Source organism: Microlunatus sp. GCM10028923, from assembly GCF_042666975.1.
In the GTDB taxonomy this organism is placed as follows: Bacteria; Actinomycetota; Actinomycetes; order Propionibacteriales; family Propionibacteriaceae; genus Microlunatus.
Window position 1 is genome coordinate 94,084 of record NZ_JBHTFF010000021.1, and the last position, 22,265, is coordinate 116,348.

The 22,265-nt window shown below is 69.4% G+C and carries 17 protein-coding genes; 14 read left to right on the top strand and 3 right to left on the bottom strand.

Going from position 1 to position 22,265, the window contains the following annotated elements:
- Window positions 1-194 precede the first annotated feature (194 nt).
- From ACFQU4_RS34860 to ACFQU4_RS34880, 5 genes are read left to right on the top strand one after another with little or no spacing between them, the layout of a single operon-like run.
- Window positions 195-1,790 (top strand): ABC transporter substrate-binding protein, encoded by a 1,596-nt coding sequence (locus ACFQU4_RS34860; RefSeq protein WP_377501188.1) that lies wholly within the window; start codon window positions 195-197, stop codon window positions 1,788-1,790.
- Window positions 1,787-2,725 carry an ABC transporter permease gene (locus ACFQU4_RS34865; protein WP_377501190.1) on the top strand — a complete coding sequence of 313 codons (939 nt, stop codon included), beginning with the start codon at window positions 1,787-1,789 and terminating at the stop codon, window positions 2,723-2,725. Before ACFQU4_RS34860 ends, ACFQU4_RS34865 begins: the two co-directional genes overlap by 4 nt.
- On the top strand, window positions 2,709-3,608 hold the full coding sequence (locus tag ACFQU4_RS34870) for an ABC transporter permease (protein WP_377501192.1): 900 nt from the start codon (window positions 2,709-2,711) through the stop codon (window positions 3,606-3,608). The genes ACFQU4_RS34865 and ACFQU4_RS34870 overlap by 17 nt, the downstream gene beginning before the upstream one ends.
- Complete coding sequence (locus tag ACFQU4_RS34875; RefSeq protein WP_377501194.1) at window positions 3,605-4,582, top strand: ABC transporter ATP-binding protein; 978 nt, start codon at window positions 3,605-3,607, stop codon at window positions 4,580-4,582. The genes ACFQU4_RS34870 and ACFQU4_RS34875 overlap by 4 nt, the downstream gene beginning before the upstream one ends.
- A complete protein-coding gene (locus tag ACFQU4_RS34880; RefSeq protein WP_377501196.1) occupies window positions 4,579-5,562 on the top strand; it encodes an ABC transporter ATP-binding protein in 984 nt (327 codons plus the stop codon). Before ACFQU4_RS34875 ends, ACFQU4_RS34880 begins: the two co-directional genes overlap by 4 nt.
- A gap of 31 nt (window positions 5,563-5,593) precedes the next feature.
- Here the strand turns inward: ACFQU4_RS34880 and ACFQU4_RS34885 are convergent, their stop codons facing one another.
- Window positions 5,594-7,219 carry a PucR family transcriptional regulator gene (locus tag ACFQU4_RS34885; RefSeq protein WP_377501198.1) on the bottom strand — a complete coding sequence of 542 codons (1,626 nt, stop codon included), beginning with the start codon at window positions 7,217-7,219 and terminating at the stop codon, window positions 5,594-5,596.
- A gap of 118 nt (window positions 7,220-7,337) precedes the next feature.
- Between ACFQU4_RS34885 and ACFQU4_RS34890 the strand changes: the two genes are divergently transcribed.
- The 4 genes from ACFQU4_RS34890 to ACFQU4_RS34905 all read left to right on the top strand — a co-directional run bounded on the left by ACFQU4_RS34890 (window position 7,338) and on the right by ACFQU4_RS34905 (window position 14,820).
- Entirely contained in the window at window positions 7,338-8,726 is a 1,389-nt protein-coding gene (locus ACFQU4_RS34890; RefSeq protein ID WP_377501200.1) for a M14 family zinc carboxypeptidase, read from the top strand.
- 12 nt (window positions 8,727-8,738) lie between these two features.
- Window positions 8,739-10,169, top strand: a complete 1,431-nt coding sequence (locus ACFQU4_RS34895) for an amidase (protein WP_377501202.1) — start codon at window positions 8,739-8,741, stop codon at window positions 10,167-10,169.
- A 171-nt stretch (window positions 10,170-10,340) separates the two neighbouring features.
- Window positions 10,341-12,509: a transglycosylase domain-containing protein gene (locus ACFQU4_RS34900; protein WP_377501204.1), complete on the top strand. Its 2,169-nt coding sequence runs from the start codon at window positions 10,341-10,343 to the stop codon at window positions 12,507-12,509.
- Between the two features lie 187 nt (window positions 12,510-12,696).
- Window positions 12,697-14,820 (top strand): ABC transporter substrate-binding protein, encoded by a 2,124-nt coding sequence (locus tag ACFQU4_RS34905; protein WP_377501206.1) that lies wholly within the window; start codon window positions 12,697-12,699, stop codon window positions 14,818-14,820.
- A 161-nt stretch (window positions 14,821-14,981) separates the two neighbouring features.
- Here ACFQU4_RS34905 and ACFQU4_RS34910 read toward each other — a convergent pair whose 3' ends face one another.
- Window positions 14,982-15,860, bottom strand: coding sequence for an alpha/beta fold hydrolase (locus ACFQU4_RS34910; RefSeq protein WP_377501208.1), 879 nt, complete (start codon window positions 15,858-15,860; stop codon window positions 14,982-14,984).
- 117 nt (window positions 15,861-15,977) lie between these two features.
- Between ACFQU4_RS34910 and ACFQU4_RS34915 the strand changes: the two genes are divergently transcribed.
- The gene (locus tag ACFQU4_RS34915; protein ID WP_377501210.1) at window positions 15,978-17,048 is read left to right on the top strand and encodes a hypothetical protein; all 1,071 of its coding nucleotides are present in this window, start codon (window positions 15,978-15,980) and stop codon (window positions 17,046-17,048) included.
- On the opposite strand, the gene ACFQU4_RS34920 is transcribed toward ACFQU4_RS34915, so the two are convergent.
- Window positions 16,981-17,409, bottom strand: a complete 429-nt coding sequence (locus ACFQU4_RS34920) for a MarR family winged helix-turn-helix transcriptional regulator (RefSeq protein ID WP_377501212.1) — start codon at window positions 17,407-17,409, stop codon at window positions 16,981-16,983. The two genes, ACFQU4_RS34915 and ACFQU4_RS34920, sit on opposite strands and share 68 nt — an antisense overlap.
- 151 nt (window positions 17,410-17,560) lie before the next feature.
- Between ACFQU4_RS34920 and ACFQU4_RS34925 the strand changes: the two genes are divergently transcribed.
- The 4 genes from ACFQU4_RS34925 to ACFQU4_RS34940 are packed head-to-tail and all read left to right on the top strand — an operon-like array spanning window position 17,561 to window position 22,264.
- Window positions 17,561-18,763, top strand: a complete 1,203-nt coding sequence (locus ACFQU4_RS34925; protein WP_377501214.1) for a dipeptidase — start codon at window positions 17,561-17,563, stop codon at window positions 18,761-18,763.
- A gap of 1 nt (window position 18,764) precedes the next feature.
- Window positions 18,765-20,387, top strand: coding sequence for an ABC transporter substrate-binding protein (locus ACFQU4_RS34930; RefSeq protein WP_377501216.1), 1,623 nt, complete (start codon window positions 18,765-18,767; stop codon window positions 20,385-20,387).
- A gap of 27 nt (window positions 20,388-20,414) precedes the next feature.
- Entirely contained in the window at window positions 20,415-21,368 is a 954-nt protein-coding gene (locus ACFQU4_RS34935) for an ABC transporter permease (protein WP_377501218.1), read from the top strand.
- Complete coding sequence (locus tag ACFQU4_RS34940; protein WP_377501220.1) at window positions 21,365-22,264, top strand: ABC transporter permease; 900 nt, start codon at window positions 21,365-21,367, stop codon at window positions 22,262-22,264. The genes ACFQU4_RS34935 and ACFQU4_RS34940 overlap by 4 nt, the downstream gene beginning before the upstream one ends.
- The last annotated feature ends 1 nt before the right edge of the window (window position 22,265 follow it).

Here is a 22,265-nt window from a genome sequence, read left to right on the forward strand (position 1 = left end):
GTTAGTTAGGTAAACCTTATCTAACCAGATTTGCGCCGGTTGTGGGGGCGGCCGTCCATGATCAAGGCGGGGCAGGGCGGCTGTTGAGAGGGACAAGGCGTCCGCCGGGAATCTATGGCCGGCGATAGTGCCGCCCGGGACTGCACAGATCAGGATCAGACGATCAACCGCCTGCCCGACCCCGGAGGGTGATCATGGCCCGGATCCGTTCCCTGTTGGCGGCTGTCGCTGCCCTGGCCTTCTTCGTCAGCGCGGGCTGTGCCGCCGGGCCGGCGGCGTCCGACACGTCGTCGGACGGCTCGTTCGTCGTTGCTGTCGCCGAGTCGATCGTCCAGGATCTGACGCCGGGGGCCAGCCAGGCCAGCTTCGTCGACTACGCCCTCTTCTCGCCGCTGACCCGGGTCGACCCGGCCACCGGAACGGTGCAGAACCTGGTCGCCTCCTCGCTCGAGACGACCGATCAGGTGCACTGGACGATCGAGATCGCGCCGGGCTGGACCTTCCACGACGGCAGTCCGGTCACCGCGCAGTCCTTCGCTGATTCGTGGAACACGACCGCTACCGCCGCGAACGCGCTGAGCGGCAACGCGCGGATGTCGATCTTCGAGGGCTACCCGGCGATGAACCCGGAGCAGGGCGAGCCGACCGCGACCGAGCTGTCCGGGGTCGAGGTCACCGGCGAGCGGACGCTGTCGATCACCCTGTCGGCGCCGAACAGCCTGCTGCCGTACATCCTCTCGGCGAGCCGGTTCGCGCCGATCCCGGCCTCCGCCGCCGACGACCTGAAGGCGTTCGCCACCCATCCGATCGGCAACGGTCCGTTCCGGGTCCGCGACGGCGGCTGGGCGCTGGGTGATCAGGACGTCTTCCTGGATCGCTACGACGGCTATGCCGGAACCAAGGCGGCCGCGGCGTCGGTCAACCTGCGCGTCTACCAGGCGTCCAGCAATCCGTACACCGACTTCGAGGCCGGTCAGCTCGACGTCGCCCTGATCGACGGTGATGATCTTGTCCGGGCCAAGGAGTCGACCCCGGAAGCCGTCGTCGACGTCAACCTGCCGGCCGTGGTGTACCTCGGTTTTCCCTTGTACGACAAGCGATTCTCGGATGTCCGGGTCCGCAAGGCGATCGCCCTGGCGGTGGACCGGGAGACGATCGTCTCCTCGCTGCTGTCGGGGACCGCGGAGCCGGCGAAGGGGATCGGGCCGAGTCTGCTGGCCGGCGCCGACCGGGTGACCTGCGAGAGCTGTGCGTACGACCCGGCCGAGGCGAAGCGGCTGCTGGCCGACGCCGGTGGCTGGTCCGGTCCGCTGAAGCTGATGACCTACCAGGAGCCGACGAACGAGCGGGTGCTGGAGGCGATCGCCAACCAGCTCCGGGACAACCTCGGCATCACCGACGTGTCCTTCGAGGCGCAGGAGATCGGGCAGCTCTACGACGGGTTGCGGGCCAAGAAGTCGCAGAGCCCGAATCTGCTCTACTCCGGTGCCCCCTACCCGCACGTGTACGCGATGGCCAACCAGCTGCTCACCGCCGGCGCGCCGCTGAACGTGACCGGCTACGACGACGAGGAGTTCGCGGCGATCATGGAACGGGCCGCCTCGGCCGGCACGCCCGAGGAGGCCACCGCGCTGGCGGTCCAGGCGGCCGACCGCGGGCTGGCCGCGGTTCCGCTGACGCCGCTCTACTACCCGAAGGCGGGCCTGGTGCACAGCGACCGGGTCGGCTCGGTGTCGGCCGAGATCCTCGGCGGCGCCTACCTTGCCGGTGTCACCGTCAACGGATCATGATCAGGTACACCCTGCGCCGGATCGCCCAGCTGGTGCCGATCCTGATCGGCACGACGTTGTTGATCTTCACCGCCGTGTACGCGCTGCCGGGCGATCCGCTGCTCGCGCTGGCCGGTCCGGACCAGGTGATCTCGGAGTCGGTCCGGGCCGAACTGACCGAGCGGTACGGGCTGGACGACCCGTTGTTCGTGCGTTACGCCGACTATCTGCTCGGGTTGCTCACCGGCGACTTCGGGGTCGACTTCCGCGGCGTCGAGGTGTCGGACCTGATCGCCCGGGCCTGGCCGCACACGCTGCTGCTGGGCCTGACCGCCTGGACGATCATGGCCGTGGTCGGGGTCGGGATCGGCACCTGGGCAGGGATGCGGGCCGGCGGCGCGGTGGACTGGACCGTGCTCGGTGCCACCACGGTGATCTTGGGCGTGCCGTACTTCGTGCTCGCCTACGTGGCCCAGATCGTCTTCGGCGTCACGCTGCGCTGGCTGCCGGCGACCGGCGTCCGGGAGGGCTGGCCGGCGAGCTATCTGCTGCCGGCCTGCTGTCTGGCGACGTTCGGCATTCCGGAGTTGGCCCGGCTGACCCGGGCGGCGATCATCGAGAACCGGTACGCCGACTTCGTCGACACTGCGATCGCCAAGGGCCTCACCCCGTGGCGGATCACGTTGCGGCACGTGCTGCGCACCTCGCTCGTCCCGGTGGTCTCGATCCTGGGACTGAGCCTCGGCGGGTTGCTCAGCGGCACGGTTCTGATCGAGGGCATCTTCAACATCCCCGGTCTCGGCTACACGATCTTCAACGGCATCACGCAGCAGAACGGTCCGGTCGTCGTCGGCGTCGGGGCGCTGCTGGTGTTGATCTTCCTGCTGGTCCATCTCGCGGTCGACCTGCTGTACGGCCTGCTCGATCCGAGGATCAGCCTTGACCGCGTCCACTGAGCCGGCCGTCGCGCCGGATCCCGCCCCGACCCGGGACCGGCCGCCGGAGCGGCTGCGACGACTGCGCCACCCGCGGGTGATCATTCCGGCGGCGGTGGTCGGCTGCATCCTGATCATCGCCGCGGTGCCGGACTTCTTCGCCGGTTGGTTCGGTCACCCCGATCCGCGGGCCTGCGACCTGAGCCGTGGCCGGCAGGGGCCGCAGCCCGGCCACCCGTTCGGGTTCGACCTGCAGGGCTGCGACCTGTACGCGAACGTGATCCACGGGACCCGGTCCTCGGTGCTGATCGGGCTGCTGGTCACCCTCGGCTGCGTCCTCATCGCCGTCGTGCTCGGGTCGGTGGCGGCCTACTATCGCGGCTGGCTGGACGTGATCATCAGCCGGGCCATGGACATCATCTTCGGCTTCCCGTCGCTGGTCGGCATGGTGGTGATCCTGACCACGCTGCAGCGTCGCGACGTCGCCGTCGTCTCGGCCGTGTTGATCTTGTTCGGCTGGCCCGGGCTGACCCGGTTGATGCGCGGCAGCGCCCTCGGCTGCGTCGAGCTCGGGTACGTCCGGGCCGCCGCCGGGCTGGGCGCGAGCGGGCCGCGGGTGATCATCCGGCACGTGCTACCGAACGCGATCACGCCGGTGCTGGTGCTGGCCAGCCTCAACATCGGCGGGGTGATCACGGCCGAGTCCGCGCTCACCTTCCTCGGCGTCGGGCTGAAGACTCCGGCGATCTCCTGGGGCGTCCAGCTCAACGTGGCGCAGGACGGGTTCCGCAGCGATCCGCACCTGCTGCTGTTCCCGGCGGCCTTCCTGTCGATCACCGTGCTGGCGTTCGTCCTGCTCGGCGATGCGCTGCGGCACGCCCTCGACCCGAAGCAGGCGCGATGATCACCGATCCGATCGTCGACGTCCGTGACCTGCGGGTCGAGTTCCGTACGGCCGGTCGCTGGGCCGCGGCGGTGGACGGGCTGGAGCTGAGCCTGCACCCGGGCCGGACCCTCGCCGTGCTGGGCGAGTCCGGGTCGGGCAAGAGCGCCACCGCCCGGGCGATCATGGGCGTGCTGCCGCCGCTGGACGCCCGGGTCTCCGCCGGCGAGGTGTTGATCAACGGCGAGGATCTGCTCCGGGCCGAGCCGGACCGGCAGCGGCAGTTCCGCGGGCCGGTGCTCGGGATGATCTTCCAGGACGCGCTGGCTGCGCTGAACCCGGTGCTCCCGGTCGGCTACCAGATCACCGAGGGGTGCCGGGTGCACCAGGGACTGTCCCGGCGGGCCGCCCGGGCCCGGGCGATCGAGTTGCTCGGCCAGGTCGGCATCCCGTCGCCGCGGGAGCAGGTGGACCGGTTCCCGCACCAGTTCTCCGGCGGGATGCGGCAGCGGGTCATGATCGCCACCGCCCTCGCGCTGGATCCGCAGGTGCTGATCGCGGACGAGCCGACGACGGCGCTGGACGTGACCGTGCAGGCCCAGATCCTGGACCTGCTCGCGTCGCTGCAGACGGAGCGCGGGATGAGCCTGATGTTGATCACTCATGATCTCGGCGTGGTGGCCGGGATGGCCGACGACATCATCGTCATGTACGCCGGCCGGGCCGCGGAGTGGGGCACCGCCGACGAGGTGTTCGACGCGCCGGCGCATCCGTACACGCGCGCGTTGAAGTCGTCGATCCCGAGCCGGGCGCACCGCGGGTCGACGCTGCCGGTGATCACCGGCCAGCCGCCCGATCTGGCCGCGCTGCCGACCGGCTGCGCGTTCCGGACCCGCTGCCCGCGGGCGACCGGGAGCTGCACGACCACGCCGCCCGAGGTCGAGGTGATCCCCGGCCACCGGGTCGCCTGTCACCATCCGGAGGTCGGGCGATGAGCGCGGAGACCGTCCTCGAGGCCCGGATGATCAGCAAGGAGTACCGGGTCGGGCCGGTCAACCCGTTCCGGACCCGCCGCCTGCTCCGTGCCGTGACCGACGTCGAGCTCACGCTGGCGGCCCGGGAGACCGTCGGCATCGTGGGGGAGTCCGGCTGCGGGAAGTCGACCCTGGCGGCGATGCTCGCGGGCATGATCAAACCCACCCGCGGCGAGGTCGAACTGCTCGGCCGGCCGTTGTCCCGGCTCGGCCGGCGCGAGCTGCGGCGGGCCCGGCGCGACGTCCAGCTGGTGCATCAGGATCCGTACACCTCGTTGGATCCGCGGATGTCGGCCGGCGCGATCATCGCCGAGCCGCTGCACGTCCACCCGGACGCGGTGCCCCGGTCCGGCCGGCGGGCCGCCGTGCTCGAGCTGCTGGAACTGGTCGGGCTCAATCCCGATCATGCCGACAGGCTGCCGCACCAGTTCTCCGGCGGGCAGCGACAGCGGATCGGGATCGCCCGGGCGTTGGCACTGCGGCCCAAGGTCGTCGTCTGCGACGAACCGGTGTCGGCGTTGGACGTGTCGGTGCAGGCGCAGATCGTCAACCTGCTGATGCGGCTCCAGGCCGAGCTCGGGCTCGCGTACGTCTTCATCTCGCACGACCTGTCCGTGGTGTCGCACATCGCCGACCGGATCGCCGTGATGTATCTCGGCCGGGTGGTGGAACAGGGACCGGCGCCGGCCGTGGAGGATTTCCCGGCGCACCCGTACACGGAGGCGCTGCTGGCGGCGGTGCCGGAACCGGACCGGACCCGTCGCCGGGCCACCAGGATCGGCCTCCGGGGCGAGCCGCCGAGCCCGCTGGCCCCGCCGTCCGGCTGCGCCTTCCGCACCCGCTGCCCGTACGCGGAGGACCGCTGCGCCGCCGAGCGCCCGGAACTGCACCCCCTCGACCAAGATCACCTCGCCGCCTGCCACCTGCCGCTGGGCTCATGATCACCGGACCCAGTGCCTCCGCCCCGGCCCGTCAACCCCGCAGCTGAAGCAGGCGGAGCTGGAGCCAGGTGATCAACAACTCGTCCGGGTCGGTCAGGTCGATGCCGAAGATCTCCTGCGCCCGCCGGACCCGGTAGCGGACCGTGTTCTCGTGCACCGTCAGCAGCCCGGCTGCCCGCAGGGCGTCACCGAAGGTGCCGCAGTACGCGATCAAGGTCTCCGCGTACGACGTGCCGTGCGTCGCGTCATGATCGACGACGGCGGCGACCGGGCTCAGTCGAAGATCATCGATCAGGTCCTGGTGTTCCGAGAGGGCCTGCAACAGCAGCCGGCTGCGGACCGCTTCGACATCGGCGACGGTGCGCCGCTCGGCATCCCGGTAGGCCGGTTCGGCCAGCACCCGGAGCACCCGGTCGGCCATCAGCTTCGACCCGGCCACGTCCGCCAGCGTGTCGGCCCGCGGCCCGATCGCCACCAGGACTTCGATGCCCGCGGACCGCTTGATCGCCGACACCAGGTCGTGGGCCAATCTGATCAAGCGCGGGCCGTCGGCCTCGGTGGCGGTCGGCAGCAGCGCGTACACGGTGCCGGAGTCGACCACGCTGGCGGCGCCGGAGTGCCACGACTCGCCGTACAGGCTGACCAGGTCGATGATCCGGGCGGCCGCCAGGAACGGCTCGACCGGCTCGTGGGCCGGCATCGTGGCGAGGACGACACTCGGGGATTCGTACGGCAGCGCGAGCCGGGACGCCAAGGCCCGCGGCTGCCGGGCGCCGTGCAGCAGCAACCGCAGCGCGTCGCCCCGAGCCGACCGCTCCGGATCTCCCTGGGTCCGGGCCCGGAGCAGATGCAGGGCGGCGGTCCGCGCCGCGTCCTCGAGCAGCTCCGCGGCGCGCGGCACCAGCGGCGGCCGGTCCGCGATCACCCAGATCGTGCCCAGCACCTGGCGGCCGGCCCGAACCGAGACGGCGAGCCGGTCGGCCACCTCGGGCCGCGGCGCCGGAACGATCACGGCCAGGTCGCTGGCCAGCACCCGCTGGTACGACTGCCGCGTCGTCTGATAGGTCGGCGCCTGCCGGCCCAGGATGCCCATCCGGCGAACCGTGTCGATCTCCTGGTGCGGCAGGCTCGAATAGCCGAGCATCTGGCCGGCCGGCCCCTCGATGATCACCGCCCCGCCGACCGCCGACGCGATCGCGTTGGCGAGGGCGAACAGGTCGCCGAGCCCGACCGAGCTCAACTCGTCCCGCGATCCCGGGACGGCCTGCCGGGTCGCGGTCAGCAGCGCGTCCAGGTGCCGCCAGGCCATCTCGCTCGGCGTACAGAGCAGGGCGAGGCCGAGTTCCCGAGCCAACATGATCATCGATTCGAGGTGAGCGTCGGAGTCCTTCACGACGACCGCCCGGTAGCCGAGCCGGGCCGCCTCGCGGAGCACGAGCTCGGGCTGGTCGGCGGAGGCCGTGGCGCCGGTCAGCAGCAGCAGCCCGGACTCGGCCGGCGGCAACGGCTCGCCCGGCCCGATGATCACCAGATCGCCGATCTCGTCGTCCAGCCGGCCGGCATCGACGGCGGCATGCAGGGCATGGCCACCCAGCGTCGTCAGGATGGTCGCCAGCGTCGGACCGCTGTCCGTACCACTGCTCCCCGATCGGGCCATCCGGACAGCGTAGTGACGTCGCCGCGCGCGGGCGTTGTCGAGCGGGACAAGGGTCCGGCCGGAATCTGATCAGCCGCGACGTGGGCGGACCTGCGGCCGGGCCGCGAGACTTCCGGGCATGACCACGCACGATCCTGTCCCGCCCTGGTTGAGCGACGAGGCGGCGATGGTGCCGGAGTACGACCACTTCGCCGGCGTCGACGAACTGGCGGCGGGGCTGCGGTCGATCGCCGATGATCATCCGGACCTGGCGAGGGTGGAGCGGGTCGGCACGTCCCGGCAGGGCGAGCCGCTGCTCTGCCTGATCATCGAGGAGGACCGGCCGGACGCGGCCGAGGCACTGGTCTTCGGACTGCCGCACCCGAACGAGCCGATCGGCGGACTGACGGCGCTGCACCTGGCCCGGCGGCTGACCGAGGACGCCGAACTCCGGGACCGGCTGAACCACCGTTGGCGGATCATCGCCTGCATCGATCCCGACGGCCTCCGGCTCAACCAGGGCTGGCTCAAGGGCCCGTTCACCCGGGAGCACTACGCGCGCCACTTCTACCGGCCGGCCGGCCATGATCAAGTCGAGTGGACGTACCCGCTGAACTACCGGGACGCCTACTTCGACGCCGCCATCCCGGAGACCCAGGCCCTGATGCGCTTGATCGACCAGCACCGGCCGGACCTGATCTGTTCCTTGCACAACAGCGAACTGGGCGGCGTGTACTACTACCTCAGCCGTCCCGAACCCGCGCTGCACCCGATCCTGCAGGCGGTCCCGGAACGCCTCGGCCTGGTGCTGGATCGCGGCGAGCCGGAGGCGCCGCACATCGTCCGGTTCGACGACGGCATCTACCGGGCTGGGTCGATCCGGTCGGCCTACGACCGGAGGATCGCCGGGGGCGGCAGCTGGCCCAACACCTCCGGCGACAGTACGGCCTCCTACGCCGCCCGGTACGGATCGTTGATCTTGATCAGCGAGCTGCCGTACTGGACCGATCCGAGCGCCGCCGACGCCACCGAGACCGCCACCGGCTACGACGACGCGCTCGCCGCCCAGGCCGCCGGACTGGCGGAGCTGGCCGAGCTGATGAACGACGGCGTCTCCTCGACCGCCGACGCCCTGATCGCCGGGGACGCGCCGCTGTGGCGGGCGGCCCGGTCCTTCACCCGGACCGTGACCCGGTCCGCGGCCGACGCCGAGCAACGGGTCGCCGACCCGGCGAACCGGCGGCCGGCCACCGCGGCCGAGGCCGGTTCCCTGGCCGCGAACGTGCACCAGTTCCGGCTCCGGTTCGCCGGCATCCTGCGCCGGGCGCTCGCCGGGGAACTCGCCGTCGGCAACGTACGGCGCTCGGTCCGGCTGGCGCACGACCGGATCTCGGCCCGGTACGAGGAGTGGCTGGCCGAGGACCGGGCCGCGCTGCCGTACGAACTGATCGAGTTCCGGCGGCTGGTGGCGACCCAGTACACGGCGACGGTCGCGGCGGCGGCCCACCTCGCCGACCGGCTCTCCTGAACGGCGCGGACGATGACCGACCCGACCCGCTGGAGTGCCGTCGCCCAACTGTCCGCCCTGGCCCGCGGCGAGCTGAGCGCCGGCGAACTGCTCGCCGAGACCAGAGCCGTCCACGACGCCGTGAATCCCCGGATCAACGCCGTCGTCACGACCGACTTCGACCGGGCCGAGCAGGCGGCGCGGGCGTCGGACCAGCGCCGCTCGGCCGGCCAACCGGTCCGGCCCCTCGAAGGCCTGCCGGTGCTGGTGAAGGACCTCGAGGACGTCGCCGGGGTGCGCACGACCTACGGGTCGCTGCTGCACGCCGATCACGTGCCCGCCGGCGACGCGCTCGTCGTCGCCCGGATGCGGGCGGCCGGTGCGGTGATCTACGGGAAGACCAACACCCCCGAGTGGGGCACCGGCTCGCACACGTACAACCGGGTGTTCGGGACGACGACCAACCCGTACGCGCCGACCCGGAGCGTCGGCGGCTCCAGCGGCGGCTCGGCGGCGGCCCTGGCGGCCGGCCTCAGTTCGGTGGCCGACGGCTCCGACATGGGCGGTTCGCTGCGCAACCCGGCAGCCTTCTGCAACGTGGTCGGGCTGCGGCCGTCCATCGGCCGGGTCCCCGACTGGCCGGTCGGCGACAGCTGGGACACGTTGTCGACCTGCGGGCCGATGGCTCGCACGGTCGCCGACGCCGTACTGCTGCTGTCGGTCCTCTCCGGGGCCGACGACCGCGCGCCGCTGGCCTTCCCCGACGCGTTTCCGGCGCGGCTGCCCGAGCTCCCCGGCCCGCTGCGGATCGGCTGGAGCCGCACACTGGGCGGGCTCGACATCGAAGCCGGCATCACCGAGGTGCTGGACGGGCAGGGGCGGCCGGGCCTGGTCGAGCTCGGCCACGGCGTACGCGACGTGGAACCGGACCTGGCGGAGGCCGACCCGGCGTTCCGAACCCTGCGCGGCCTCGAATTCGCGCGCAAGTTCGGCGCCTCGCTGGAGACCCACCGTGATCAACTCGGGCCCGAGCTGATCGAGAACACGGAGAGCGGGCTGCGGCTCACCGTCGGCGAGGTGAACCAGGCCATCGACCGGCGGCAGCGGGTGTACGAGGGCATGATGCGGCTCTTCGCCGACCTCGACGTGCTGGCCGCGCCGGTCACCACGGCGCTGCCGTTCGATGCCTCGACGACTTGGCCGCGGATGATCAACGGGGTCCCGCAGCGCGACTACCTGGACTGGATGCGCGCGTGCTGGCGGGTCAGCCTGACCGGCTTCACGGCACTCAGCGTGCCCTGCGGCTTCACCCCGGACGGGCTTCCGGTCGGGCTGCAGTTGATCGCCCCGCCGCGCCGTGAGGACCTCATCCTCGGCCTGGCCGCGCAACTCGAGAACCGGAACCCGGTGTGGCGGCAGACGCCCGAGGTGCGGACCGCCGGGACCGGCCGATCATCGTCCTGATCCGTCCGATCCGAACCGCAGGTCGTTCCTCCGGTCGGCCCGAATTCTTACGGCCGGGCCCGGGACCGACGACGGGTTCTTCGGCCTGGCCCAAGGCTGGGTAGGGTGGGGATGGTGGCTGCGGCAGCGAAGACTTCGGGGTGGGCCACTGCTCGGCGTGGGGTTCGGGTGGTGGCTTCGCTGGTCATGTTCTTGTTGGTGAGCGTTCTGGCCGGAGCGCTGGTCGCCGGGCTGTTCATCCCGGTCGCGGGACTGCTCGGGGTGACCGGTCAGGCCGCGGCCGAAGAGGTGGCGGACCTGCCGGCCGAACTGGACACCCCGCCCCAGGCGGAGCGGTCGAAGGTGCTGCTCGGCAATGGCGAGGTGCTGACGTACTTCTATGATCAGAACCGCGTCTACGTCCCGCTGGACAAGATCGCGCCGGTGATGATCCAGGCCCAGCTGGCGATCGAAGATCACCGCTTCTACGAGCACGGCGCGATGGACCTGACCGGCACCCTGCGCGCCTTCCTGCGCACCTCGAGCGGCGACACCCAGGGCGGCTCGTCGATCAGCCAGCAGTACGTGAAGATGGTGCTGGTCGAGTCCTGTGATCTTGATCAGATCTGCATCGCCCGGGTCACCCAGGCCAGCGGCACCGCAGGATTCCAGCGCAAGATCCGCGAGCTCCGGTACGCGATCGCGCTGGAGGAGAAGTTCAGCAAGGACCAGATCCTCGAGCGTTACCTCAACATCGCCTACTACGGCCAGGGTGCGTACGGGGTCCAGGCCGCGGCGCGGCACTACTTCGACACCACGGCGGACAAGCTGACCCTGCCGCAGGCGGCGATGCTGGCCGGCCTGGTGCAGAACCCGAACCAGGTCAACCCGGTCACCGCCCCCGACGCGGCGAGCGAGCGGCGCGACTTCGTGATCAACCGGATGGCCGAGCTGCGGATGGTCACCGACAAGCAGGTGCGTGCGGCCAAGGCGACCAAGTTCGACGAGGGCAAGGTGCAGAAGACCCGGAACGGCTGCCCGGGCTCGCGGTACCCGTTCATCTGCGATTACGTACGGCGGACGCTGCTGCAGTCGCCGAGCCTCGGTGAGACGGAGAAGGAGCGGGAGCACACGCTGCTGCGCGGCGGCCTGACCATCGAGACCGCGATCGACCCGGACGTCCAGGACATGGCGCAGAAGCGGCTCAGCAAGGTCGTCTCGCCGACGGATCCGATCATCTCGACGATGAACATGATCCAGCCGGGCACTGGTTTGATCTTGGCGATGGCGCAGAGCCGGCCGGTGATGGGGACCAACTCGAAGAAGGGCGAGACCTACTACAACTACTCGGTGTCGCCCTCGCTCGGCGGCGCGGAGGGCTATCAGGCGGGGTCGACGTTCAAGGCGTTCACGGCCGCGGCGGCGTTGGAGAAGGGCATTCCGATGTCGAAGGAGTACGACGCCAAGAAGACGATCAACCTCAAGGGCCGGAGCTTCAAGACCTGCGAGGGCCGGTCCAAGCTGGGCAAGTGGAAGGTGTCCAACTCCACCAAGGCCAACGGCAAGATGGACATGAACAAGGCGATCCAGATGTCGGTGAACACCTACTTCGCCCAGCTGGTGCTGCAGGTCGGACTCTGCCGGACCACCGAGATGGCCGAGAAGCTCGGCATCGAGAGCACCGGCAAGGACGAGCGGGAGGGTCACGAGGGCGAGATCCGCGACCTGGTCGACTACTACCAGTACAACCCGTCGTTCACCCTCGGCTCGGTGGAGATCTCGCCGATCTCGATGGCGGAGGCGTACGCGACGTTCGCCTCCCGCGGCATCCACTGCGACCCGACGATCATCAAGAAGGTCACCACGCCGGCCCGCAAGGAACTGCAGGTGCCGGACGGGAACTGCAAGCGGGTGCTGGACAAGGACGTCGCCGACGGCATGAACCGGCTGCTGTCCAGCGTGATCACGAAGGGCACCGGGAAGCGGGCCGAGACCAAGGACGGCCGTCCCCAGGCGGGCAAGACGGGCACCATCGACAGCAACGAGGCGGTCTGGTTCGCCGGCTACACCCCGGAGGCCGCGGGGGTGGCGATGATCGCGATCGACAAGCGGCAGAAGCCGTTCATCTGGGGCAAGAAGGGATTCCGGTCGCGCGGCGTCAAGGGCTTCAAGCTGGAGAGCGGCGAGCGGCTGGAGGGCTCGGGCAGCGGCGACGCCGGCCAGGAGATCTGGAAGCCGACCATGGAGCGCTACCTCAAGGACCAGCCGAAGTCCAAGTTCAAGCAGCCGCCGAAGAAGCTGATCGGCGAGAAGAAGAAGCCGGCCAAGGAGAAGAAGGAGAAGAAGCCGGACCGCGATTGAGGTTTGAGCACGATTCGGGAAAGCCCGGCGAAGAGGCTGGGCAAGCGTGCCCGCCTGTGAGAGGTTTGTCCTCTGAGAATGTGTCGTGGCAAAACAAACTCACGCAACACCAGAAGACTCAGCAACAGATGCGACGACGCGCAACTCTTGCCTCAGACAGACGGAACTCCGATGGAAGGGCCCAAAGATGGATGCCTCCCAGATCTCCCGACGTGCGTTTCTCTACGGGTCGGCGGCGGTGGCCGGCGGCGCGGTGCTCAGCGCCTGTAGCGGCGGTGGCGGCGATCCCGGCGGGGGCTCCGAGAGTTCGGGCGGCGGCTCGACGGCCAAGGGCTCGGTGACCGAGCCGCTGCCCAAGCCGAAGGCCTTCCAGCAGTCGCCCAGCCTGGAGGGCGGGAAGCTCCCGCCGGTCGAGGAACGGCTGCCGGAGAACCCGTACGTCATTCCGCACCGCTGGATCGAGGCGGGCAACTACGGCGGCCGGCTCAACATGAACGTGTTCGGCACCACCGGCGCCGGCAAGGCCGGTTCGGACCGTGAGTTCTTCTACGGCCACTCGATCCTGCGCTACCTCAACGACGGTCAGGACGTCGGTCCCGGCCTCGCCGAGAAGTGGGAGAGCAACGACGACGCGTCCGAGTGGACCTTCTACTTCCGGAAGGGCCTGAAGTGGTCCGACGGTGAGCCGTGGACCACCGAGAACATCATCTGGTGGTGGGAGAAGTTCATCCTCGACCAGAAGATGGCCCAGACCCCGCCCGACGATGCCCGGTCCGGCAACGGCAACCTGGCGAAGTTCGAGGCCGTCGACGACCTCACCCTGAAGCTGACCTTCGACACCCCGGCGCCGCTCACGGCGGACAAGATCGCGGCCTGGGTCAACGGCAACATCGGCGGTAACGGGCCGATCTGGATGATGCCGAGCCACTACCTGAAGCAGTTCCATCCCGAGACCGGCAAGGACATCCCGGACAACTGGGACACCGTCGGCGGGCTGATGGAGCAGAAGGCCGACTGGCACCGCAACCCGGACTGCCCGACCATGATCGGCTACAAGTGCAAGTCGTTCGACAACTCCAAGGGCGTGGTGCTGGAGCGCAACCCGTACTACTGGTGCGTGATGCCGAACGGTGATCAGCTTCCGTACATCGACGAGATCCAGTTCTCCATCGTCTCCGACGCCGAGGCCGGCAAGCTGCAGATCCAGCAGGGATCGGTGGACTACTGCCACGGCTGGTTCAACCAGGTCACGCTGCAGGACGTGCAGGGGATCCGGGACTCCAGCGAGGAGGCAGGCACCGAGATCATCTTGTGGGACAGCGGCTCGGGCACCGGGTCGATCTTCTTCCTCAACTACGACTTCATCGAGCCCGAGTTGCGGGAGTTGATCAGGCAGCCGAAGTTCCGGCAGGCGATCTCGCACGCGTTCAACCGCGAGGCGGTCCGGAAGTCGGTCTACTTCAACACCGGCGAGGCGACCACCGGGACGCTCAGCCCGAAGGCGGTCGAGTTCAACGTCGACGACGCCAGCAAGAAGCTCTACACCGACTGGCGGGACGCCTACGTCAAGTACGACCCGGAGAAGGCGAAGGCGCTGCTGGAAGAACTGGGCGTCAAGGACGCCGACGGTGACGGGGTCCGGGAACTGCCGAGCGGCAAGCCGCTCAAGCTCCGGCTGGACTACCACGCCGACGAGTCGGCCGAGCATCGCGGCAAGGACGCCCAACTGGTCTCCGACCTGAAGGCCGTCGGGCTGGAGATGACCCAGAACCCGATCGCGCCGCAGACGTACGACGACCAGTGGAAGACCGGCAAGCTGATGTCGCGGACCAACTGGGAGGTCGGCGACGGGCACCCGTTGATCTACGCCGGCTGGGTGGTGCCGGTCCAGTCCTCGCACTGGGCGCCGTTGCAGGGCACCTGGTTCACGCTGCTGGGCACCGGCACCAACGAGAAGGAGGTGGATGTCGACCCGTACAAGCGGCATCCACCGCGGTTGGAGCCCGAGGACGGCAGCCCGGTCAAGAAGCTCTGGGATCTCTACAACGCGGCGAAGGTCGAGCCGGACGAGATGAAGCGGCACGGCCTGGTCTGGGACATCTTCAAGCTGCACATCTCCGACGGCCCGTTCTTCATGGGTTGTGTGACGAACTACCCGCAGGTGATGGTGATCAAGAAGGGCCTGCGCAACGTGCCGCGCAACGAGAACCTGGCGCTCGGCGGCTGGGTGAATCCGTGGATCCATCCGACGCCGGCCGTCTACGATCCCGAGTGCTACTTCTGGGACAAGCCGGACGAGCACAAGTCCTGACCACCCCCACCCACCCCCCTCGCCGACTCGGCACAAAAGCAGCTGTTTTGACGGCGTGTCGCTGCTGAGGTGCCCAGTCGGTGGAGAGGGGGTGGCTGCAGTGAGCGTGGCGGCCAGCGCAGGCCACGTGTCACACCGGTCGGGTTCGCCCTTCGCCAGGCTCAGTGCACGTTCGGTGCCTGCTCGGGGTGCGGGAGCTGGCGGACGATCTCGGCCGCGACGAGCTCCGGCTCGGTGAACATCACGTGGTGACCTGAGTCCGGGGCCGGCACGAAGCGGCCCCGGTCCAGGCGTTCGGCGGTGACCCGGTGGGCCCGGTTGATCCCTGGACGCTGGTTGCGCTCGGCCCTGGTGATCTTGGTGCCGCTGATCACCGAGACCTCGATCCCGTCCAGCCGCGGCCGGTCCCGGCCGAGCTTCTCAAGATCATCGAGGAAGCCGTCCAGCTCGGCGATCATGGTCCGCGCGGCCGGAACGCCGAAGTCCAGCGACAGATGATCATGCAGGACGTCGGCCGGCAGGTCGCGGCCCAGCCGGCCGCCGAGCCGTCGGGTCAGCCCGGTCCGGGCCATCGGCACCAGCAGCCGCCGGGTCAGCGCGAACTGCCGGCGGGCGCGGGGCTTGAAGAACTCAGAAGCGTTCTCGTCGCTCTGGTCGACCAGCACCAGGCCGGTGATCGGGAACTCCCCGGTCGCGGCCAGGCTCCGGATGATCGGGCCGCCCCAGCTGGCGCCGACCAGGACGTACGGGTCGGCGTCGGGCAGCCCGCGCAGCAGGTGGCCCAGGTCGTCGACGAGCCGGTCCAGGGTCCGCGGCCCGGGGTCCGGGTCGCTGCGGCCGAGCCCGGCGCGGTCGTACACGACGGTCGTGGTCCGTTCGGCGACCCGCGGCTGGACCAGGCCCCAGATCGCTCCCGACATGCCCATGCCGGACTCGAAGACGACGGCCGGGCCTCCGCTGCCGCGCCGCCGATAGTGCAGCCGGCGGCCGTCGGGCAGCGTGACGAATCCGGCCGGACCATAGGTGTGGTCGTTGATCATGGTCCGCCTTCCCGTCGCCTTAGGCCACCCTAATCGGTGCCCGTGAGGGCCTCGAGCACCGCCCGGCCCCGGCCTCGTGGCGGACTGGTTCTCGAACGGCCCGGTAGATTACTCAGCATGCTGAGTAATGTCCGTCCGGTGCCGCTGCTGATCGGCTCGGTCGCCGTGTGCGCGGCGCTCACCGGGCTGATCTGGGTGCTCGGCGGGCGGCTGGACGGGGTTGCGCTGCTGCCCGATCAGGGTGCGTCCTGGTACTACTGGAAGCTGCCCGAGCCGACCGTACTGAGCCGGGCGACCGCCTGGGGCGGCTACGTCGCGCACCAGCTGGCGTTCTGGTTGTTGATCTTCTACGCCCAGACCCGGGTCCGTCGCTACAGCGCCGGCCTGCACCCGGTCAACCTCGTCGCGCTGGCCACGAATCTCGGCTTCGTCGGCCTGCATCTGGTGCAGACCCACCTGTTCTACGACGGGCTGGCCCAGGACGTGTCGATCTTCAGTTCGCAGGGCTCGGTGGTGCTGCTGCTCGTGGTCGTCCTGCTGATGGAGAACCGGCGCCGTGGGCTCTTCTTCGGGCGCAAGGTTCCGTTCCGGGCGGCCGTGATCGACTTCGTCCGGCGCTACCACGGCTACCTGTTCAGCTGGGCCGCCGTCTACACGTTCTGGTATCACCCGGCGGTCAGCACCAGTGGTCACCTGATCGGCTTCGGCTACCTGTTTCTGCTGCTGGTACAGGGAAGTCTGTTCCTCACCCGGGCGCACACCAACCGGGTCTGGACGCTGACGCTGGAGATCATGGTGGCGGTGCACGGCACCCTGGTGGCGGTGATGAACTCGGGCCCGGACGGGATCTGGCCGATGTTCCTGTTCGGCTTCCTCGGCGTGTTCGTGATCACCCAGCTGCACGGCCTCGGGCTGAGCCGGATGATCAAGACCCTGGTGATCATCGGGTACGGGCTCGCGGCGATCCTGGTCTACCTGGCCCGCGGCCGACCGGCGGACCTGCACGAGATCATCCGGATCCCGTTGATCGAATACGCGCTGGTGTTCGTCGTCGCGGGGCTGGTCTGGCTCGCCCTCTGGGTACGGGACCGGCGCCGGCCCCGTCCAGCGGAGCCTGCGGTCAGTCCGGCCGTTCGAACTCCGCGATCAGCCGGACCAGCTCGGCCCGGAACGCGACCGGATCGCTGAGCGGTCCGGCGACCAGCCGGTCGGCGACGTCGGACTCGGCGAACTCGGCCGTTGCGGCATCGCCGGCGGCGGTCCGGGTGACCAGGCGCCGGCGGCGGTCGGCCGGATCGGGGGACCGGGCGATGTGGCCGGTTCGCTCCAGTCGTTCCAGCACCCGGGCCATCGTCTGCTCCTCGACCCGGCTGGCCCGGGCCAGTTCCCGCTGGGTGGCCGGGCCGGAGGAGAGGGCCTGCAGTGCGACCAGTCCGGCGTGGGTCAGTCCGTGCTCGGCCAGGGTGCGGTTCCAGGCGTGCTCGACCCGGCGGGCCGCCGTGGAGAGCAGGCGCCCGAGCGACCAGTCGGCGAGGTCGGTGCTGATCATGAACCGACCCTAGTGGTGGGTTCCATGATCGAACGACCGCCCGGGCGGTGTTACGTCGGAGTAACGAGTCCGGACAGGGCTTGCCGGACCGGGGGTGGCTGGCCTTAAGCTCTCCCGCAAGAGGTTGGAGGTCTAACAACATGGGGTGGTCATGCAGGAGCCGAGTCCGCGTTACCGGGGTTACCGTTCGTTCGACTACCTGGAGCCGGAGAAGGACTACCGGGTCTTCGAGCTCGCTCCGGAGATCGGCCGGGTCGAGCCGTACGATCTCGGGCTGACCGAGGAGCAGACCGCCCGGGTCAGCCGGATCCTGCGCGAGGAGCACGCGATCTCGCTGCACGAGCACCCGAAGATCCTGACCGCCGATCCGTACCAACTGCGGGAGTACAACCACACCGGCCGCAACGCGATGGGTTTCGAGGGGCTGGCCCGGTCCGGCATGTCGGCGCTGTTCGACAACTTCATGAACGGCACCAACTGCGTCACCAGCGAGAACGGCTGGAAGTGGGACGACACGATCTTCGATCTCGGGCTGCGGTTCGCCGACATCGCGAAGCAAGATCATGTCGTGCTGGCGCGGACCGTCGCCGACCTGGAGCAGGCCAAGGCGAACGGCCAGATCGCCCTGGTCGCCGGGCTGGAGGCGGCGACCGCGATCGAGAACGAGCTGGACCGGCTGGACATCCTGTACGGGCTCGGCGTCCGGCAGATCGGCGTCGCATACTCGATGGCCAACGGGCTCGGCTCCGGCCTGGCCGAGGCGATCGACGGCGGGCTGACCAACTTCGGCCGGCGCGCGATCGAGCGGATGAACAAGCTCGGGCTGGCGATCGACATCTCCCATTCGGGGGACCGGACCAGCCTCGACGTGATCAACGCCTCGGCGGTGCCGATCTTCATCACCCACGCCGGTGCGCGCAGCGTCTGGCCGACCAACCGGATGAAGCCGGACGACGTGATCAAGGCCTGCGCCGAGCGCGGCGGCGTGATCGGGATCGAGGCGGCGCCGCACACGACGCTCTCGGAAGATCATCCCGAGCACTCGCTCGAGTCGGTGATGGACCACTTCGTCTACTGCGTCGACCTGGTCGGCATCGATCATGTCGCGTTCGGCCCGGACACCAACTTCGGTGATCACGTCGGGCTGCACGACTCGTTCAGCAACCACCTCCGGATCGCGAATGCCCACGGGCACGTCGAGCACCCCCGCGTCCCGTACGTGGCGGGGATGGAGAACCCTGCGGAGAACTTCACCAACATCGTCGGTTGGCTGGTCAAGCGCGGTTATGGCGACGACGACATCCGCAAGGTCATCGGCGGCAACATTCTTCGAGTCCTGAAAGAGGTGTGGTGACATGGCCACCGTCAAACGGTTCCGGCTGGCGGGCGCGCTGCTCGCGGTGCTGACCCTGGTGCTCAGCGCGTGCGGTCTGAACGAAGATCAGGGCGGGGGTACGCCGAGCGAACCGGGCGCGACGACGCTGCGGATCGGCACCACCACCGACGTCTCGAACTTCAACCCGCTGCAGTCGTTGAGCAAGACCGACAACTGGATCCTCAACGCGATGTACCCGCACCTGCTGCGGATCGACGAGAACGCCGAGAAGGTGCCGGAGCTCGCCGAGAAGTACGAGTACACCGACGGCGGCAAGACCGCTGTCTTCACGCTGAACAAGGAATTCGTCTGGTCCGACGGGACGCCGGTCACGGCCAAGGACGTCAAGTTCTCCGCCGAGTCGATCATGAAGTACCAGCTCGGCAACGTGGCGGCCAAGCTCACCTGGGTGGAGTCGATCGAGACCCCGGACGAGCACACCGTCGAGTTCAAGCTGAGCCAGCCGTACGCCCCGTTCGCCGAGGGGGTCGGCTTCTGGATGGCGATCGTGCCCGAGCACATCTTCGCGAAGGCCGGCGATCTCGGTGAGTTCGCCAACGACACCGACTGGGTCGGGGCCGGCGCGTACGTCCTCGACTCGATGACCCGCGGCCAGCGCTACACGATGAAGGCCAACGACAAGTACCCGTACGCCCCGGAGGGCGGCGCGGCGGTCGGCACGATCGAGTACGTGATCTACCCCGACGTGAACACGATGATCTTGGCCCTGCGCAACGGCGACATCGACCTGATGGCGACGCCGGTGCCGGCCTCGGCCGCCGGTTCGCTGGAGTCCGCCGAGGGCATCACGATGGCGAGCGTCGACTCGCTCGGGTTCGCCCACGTCACGTACAACGTGCAGAAGGGCAAGCTGGCCGACCAGAAGGTGCGGCAGGCGCTGTCCATGGCGGTCGACACGAAGTCGATCATCGCGACCATCCTGCGCGGCGACGGAACGCCGATGACCGGCCCGATCTCGCCCACCTTCGCCGAGTACGACAACGCCGACCTGCAGCCGTACCCGTACGACCCGGCGGCGGCGCGGAAGCTGCTCGAGGACGCCGGCTACACCGACGGCAACGGTGACGGGACGCTGGACGGGCTGTCGTTCGAGCTGGTCTGCGACCAGTCCAACCCGAACATGACCCGGATCGCCGAGGTGGTCCGGACCGGTGCGGCCGAGGCCGGTGTGGAGATCAAGCTCGCCTGCCTGGAACGCAACACGTTCCTGTCCCGGACCAAGTCCGGCGACTACGACCTGGACCTGTCCCAGTGGGCCGTGTTCGACAACCCGATGGACCAGCTGCGCAGCACCTACCTGTCGTCCAACCCGGGCGGGATCAACTACAACCTGGTCGAGGACCCGGAGCTGGACAAGCTGGTCAACGACGCCGCCTCGACGATCGACCATGATCAGTTCGTGTCCAAGATCAAGAAGATCGACGAGTACGTGCACGACCAGGCCCTGCTGACTCCGCTGTACGTGGAGAAGTTCCGGTTCGCCTACCGGTCCGATCGCTTCGAGGGCTTCCAGCCCTCGCCGAGCGATCTGCTCGGGCTGGTCACCGGCTACTCGCTGGCCCAGGTCAAGCCGGTCTCCTGATCACGATTCGCCGAACCTGAGGACGAGATGCTTCGCTACGTGGCGCGGAAGGTGTTCCGGGCGCTGCTGACGGTGTGGATCGCGGTCACGATCACGTTCCTGCTGTTGCGGCTGCTCCCGGCGGACCCGACGCTGCTCGTGGTCGAGGGTGACATGACGCCGGAGATGCAGGCCGCCCTGCGCGAGCGGTACGGACTGGACGAGCCACTGCCGATCCAGTACGTCCGCTACCTGGGCGGCCTGGTCACCGGCGACCTCGGGATGTCGTTCCGGCAGCTGGCTCCGGTCAGCGAACTGCTGCTGGACCGGCTGCCGTGGACGCTGCTGCTGGCCGGGTCGGCGTTCCTGCTGACGATCGTGATCGGCATCCCGCTCGGTGTGTACGCGGCGGTCGGCCGGGGCCGGTTCGTGGACAAGCTGGTCCAGTTGCTCGGCGTGACCAGCAACGCGCTGTTCGTGCCCAGCGTGGCGATCCTGCTGCTGGTGATCGGCGGCTCGATGCTGGGCTGGTTCCCGATCGGCGGCGCGATCGATCCGGACACCCGTGGCCTGGCCGCGTACGGCAGCCTGTTCCACCACCTGGCGCTGCCGCTGCTGTCCCTGGTCGCGGTCCAGGTCGGGCCGTACGCGCTGACCCTGCGCACCAACATGCTCGAGGTGCTGGGGGAGGACTACATCAAGGGCGCCCGGTCCCGTGGCCTGACCCCGCGCCGGATCGTCTGGCTGCACGCGCTGCGCAACGCGATCCTGCCGGCGCTGGCCCTGATGGGGCTGCAGCTGGGCACCCTGGTCGGCGGCGCGGTGCTGACCGAGACCGTGTTCGCCTATCCCGGGGTCGGCCGGTTGATCTTCGAGTCGGTCCAGCAGCTCGACTACCCGATGCTGCAGGGCGCCTTCGTCCTGCTCGCGGTCACCGTGGTGCTGGCCAACCTGATCACCGACCTGATCTCCATGCTTCTCAACCCGAGGATCCGGACATGAGCGCACCCTCCGCCCCGGACCCGACCGTGCTCGGCGCGGTGGCCGGTGATCAACCGTCCGGCGCTGCGCAGGCCCGCCGCCGGTCCGGCTTCTTCGCCGGCCCGACGGGCTGGATCTCGCTGGCCGTCCTGGTGATCTTCGTCGCCGCCGCGGTCTTCGGCCCGCTGCTGGTGCCGAAGCCGGGCGGGCTCGGCACCGACATCCTCGAGCCGCCGTCGGCCCGGCACTGGTTCGGCACCGATGATCTTGGTCAGGACGTCTTCGCGCAGGTGGTCTGGGGGACCCGGATCAGCCTCGTCGTCGGCGCCGCCGCCTCGCTGCTGGCGATCGTGATCGGCGCCGGGCTCGGTCTGCTCGGGGCGTACGTGCGCCGGCTCGACCCGATCGTCACCACCCTGACCGACGTCATGCTGTCGCTGCCCCTGCTGCCGTTGATGATCTTGATCACGGCCCTGGTCGGTCCCTCCGTGGTCACCCTGACCGTGGTGATCGGCGTCTTCTCCTGGGCCGAGGTGGCCCGGCTGATCCGGTCCAACGCGATGGTCGTCTCGTCGATGCCGTACATCGACGGGGCCCGGCTGCTCGGCGCCGGACCGATCCGGATCATCGTCTCCGAGGTGCTGCCGGGGGTGCTGCCGCTGATCGTGGTCAGCGTCTTGCTGCAGGCCGCCCGCGCGGTGATCTCCGAAGCAGGGTTGAGCTTCCTCGGCATGGGCGATCCGAGTTCCTGGTCCTGGGGCCGGATCCTGCTGAACGCGCAGCGGTCCGGCGTGATCGCGACCGCCTGGTGGCAGACGCTGTTCCCGTCGCTGGCCATCCTGGTCCTGGTCCTCTCGGCGACGATCGCCGGCATCCGCTACAACGACTCCCGCGATCCGCGGACGAAGGGGGCCTGAC

Excerpts from the sequence above, each read along its gene's own strand:
- ACFQU4_RS34860 (WP_377501188.1), top strand. The coding sequence starts at position 195 with ATGGCCCGGATCCGTTCCCTGTTGGCGGCTGTCGCTGCCCTGGCCTTC.
- ACFQU4_RS34865 (WP_377501190.1), top strand. The coding sequence starts at position 1,787 with ATGATCAGGTACACCCTGCGCCGGATCGCCCAGCTGGTGCCGATCCTG.
- ACFQU4_RS34875 (WP_377501194.1), top strand. The coding sequence starts at position 3,605 with ATGATCACCGATCCGATCGTCGACGTCCGTGACCTGCGGGTCGAGTTC.
- ACFQU4_RS34880 (WP_377501196.1), top strand. The coding sequence starts at position 4,579 with ATGAGCGCGGAGACCGTCCTCGAGGCCCGGATGATCAGCAAGGAGTAC.
- ACFQU4_RS34885 (WP_377501198.1), bottom strand. The coding sequence starts at position 7,219 with ATGGCCCGATCGGGGAGCAGTGGTACGGACAGCGGTCCGACGCTGGCG.
- ACFQU4_RS34890 (WP_377501200.1), top strand. The coding sequence starts at position 7,338 with ATGACCACGCACGATCCTGTCCCGCCCTGGTTGAGCGACGAGGCGGCG.
- ACFQU4_RS34895 (WP_377501202.1), top strand. The coding sequence starts at position 8,739 with ATGACCGACCCGACCCGCTGGAGTGCCGTCGCCCAACTGTCCGCCCTG.
- ACFQU4_RS34905 (WP_377501206.1), top strand. The coding sequence starts at position 12,697 with ATGGATGCCTCCCAGATCTCCCGACGTGCGTTTCTCTACGGGTCGGCG.
- ACFQU4_RS34910 (WP_377501208.1), bottom strand. The coding sequence starts at position 15,860 with ATGATCAACGACCACACCTATGGTCCGGCCGGATTCGTCACGCTGCCC.
- ACFQU4_RS34915 (WP_377501210.1), top strand. The coding sequence starts at position 15,978 with ATGCTGAGTAATGTCCGTCCGGTGCCGCTGCTGATCGGCTCGGTCGCC.
- ACFQU4_RS34920 (WP_377501212.1), bottom strand. The coding sequence starts at position 17,409 with ATGATCAGCACCGACCTCGCCGACTGGTCGCTCGGGCGCCTGCTCTCC.
- ACFQU4_RS34925 (WP_377501214.1), top strand. The coding sequence starts at position 17,561 with ATGCAGGAGCCGAGTCCGCGTTACCGGGGTTACCGTTCGTTCGACTAC.
- ACFQU4_RS34930 (WP_377501216.1), top strand. The coding sequence starts at position 18,765 with ATGGCCACCGTCAAACGGTTCCGGCTGGCGGGCGCGCTGCTCGCGGTG.
- ACFQU4_RS34935 (WP_377501218.1), top strand. The coding sequence starts at position 20,415 with ATGCTTCGCTACGTGGCGCGGAAGGTGTTCCGGGCGCTGCTGACGGTG.
- ACFQU4_RS34940 (WP_377501220.1), top strand. The coding sequence starts at position 21,365 with ATGAGCGCACCCTCCGCCCCGGACCCGACCGTGCTCGGCGCGGTGGCC.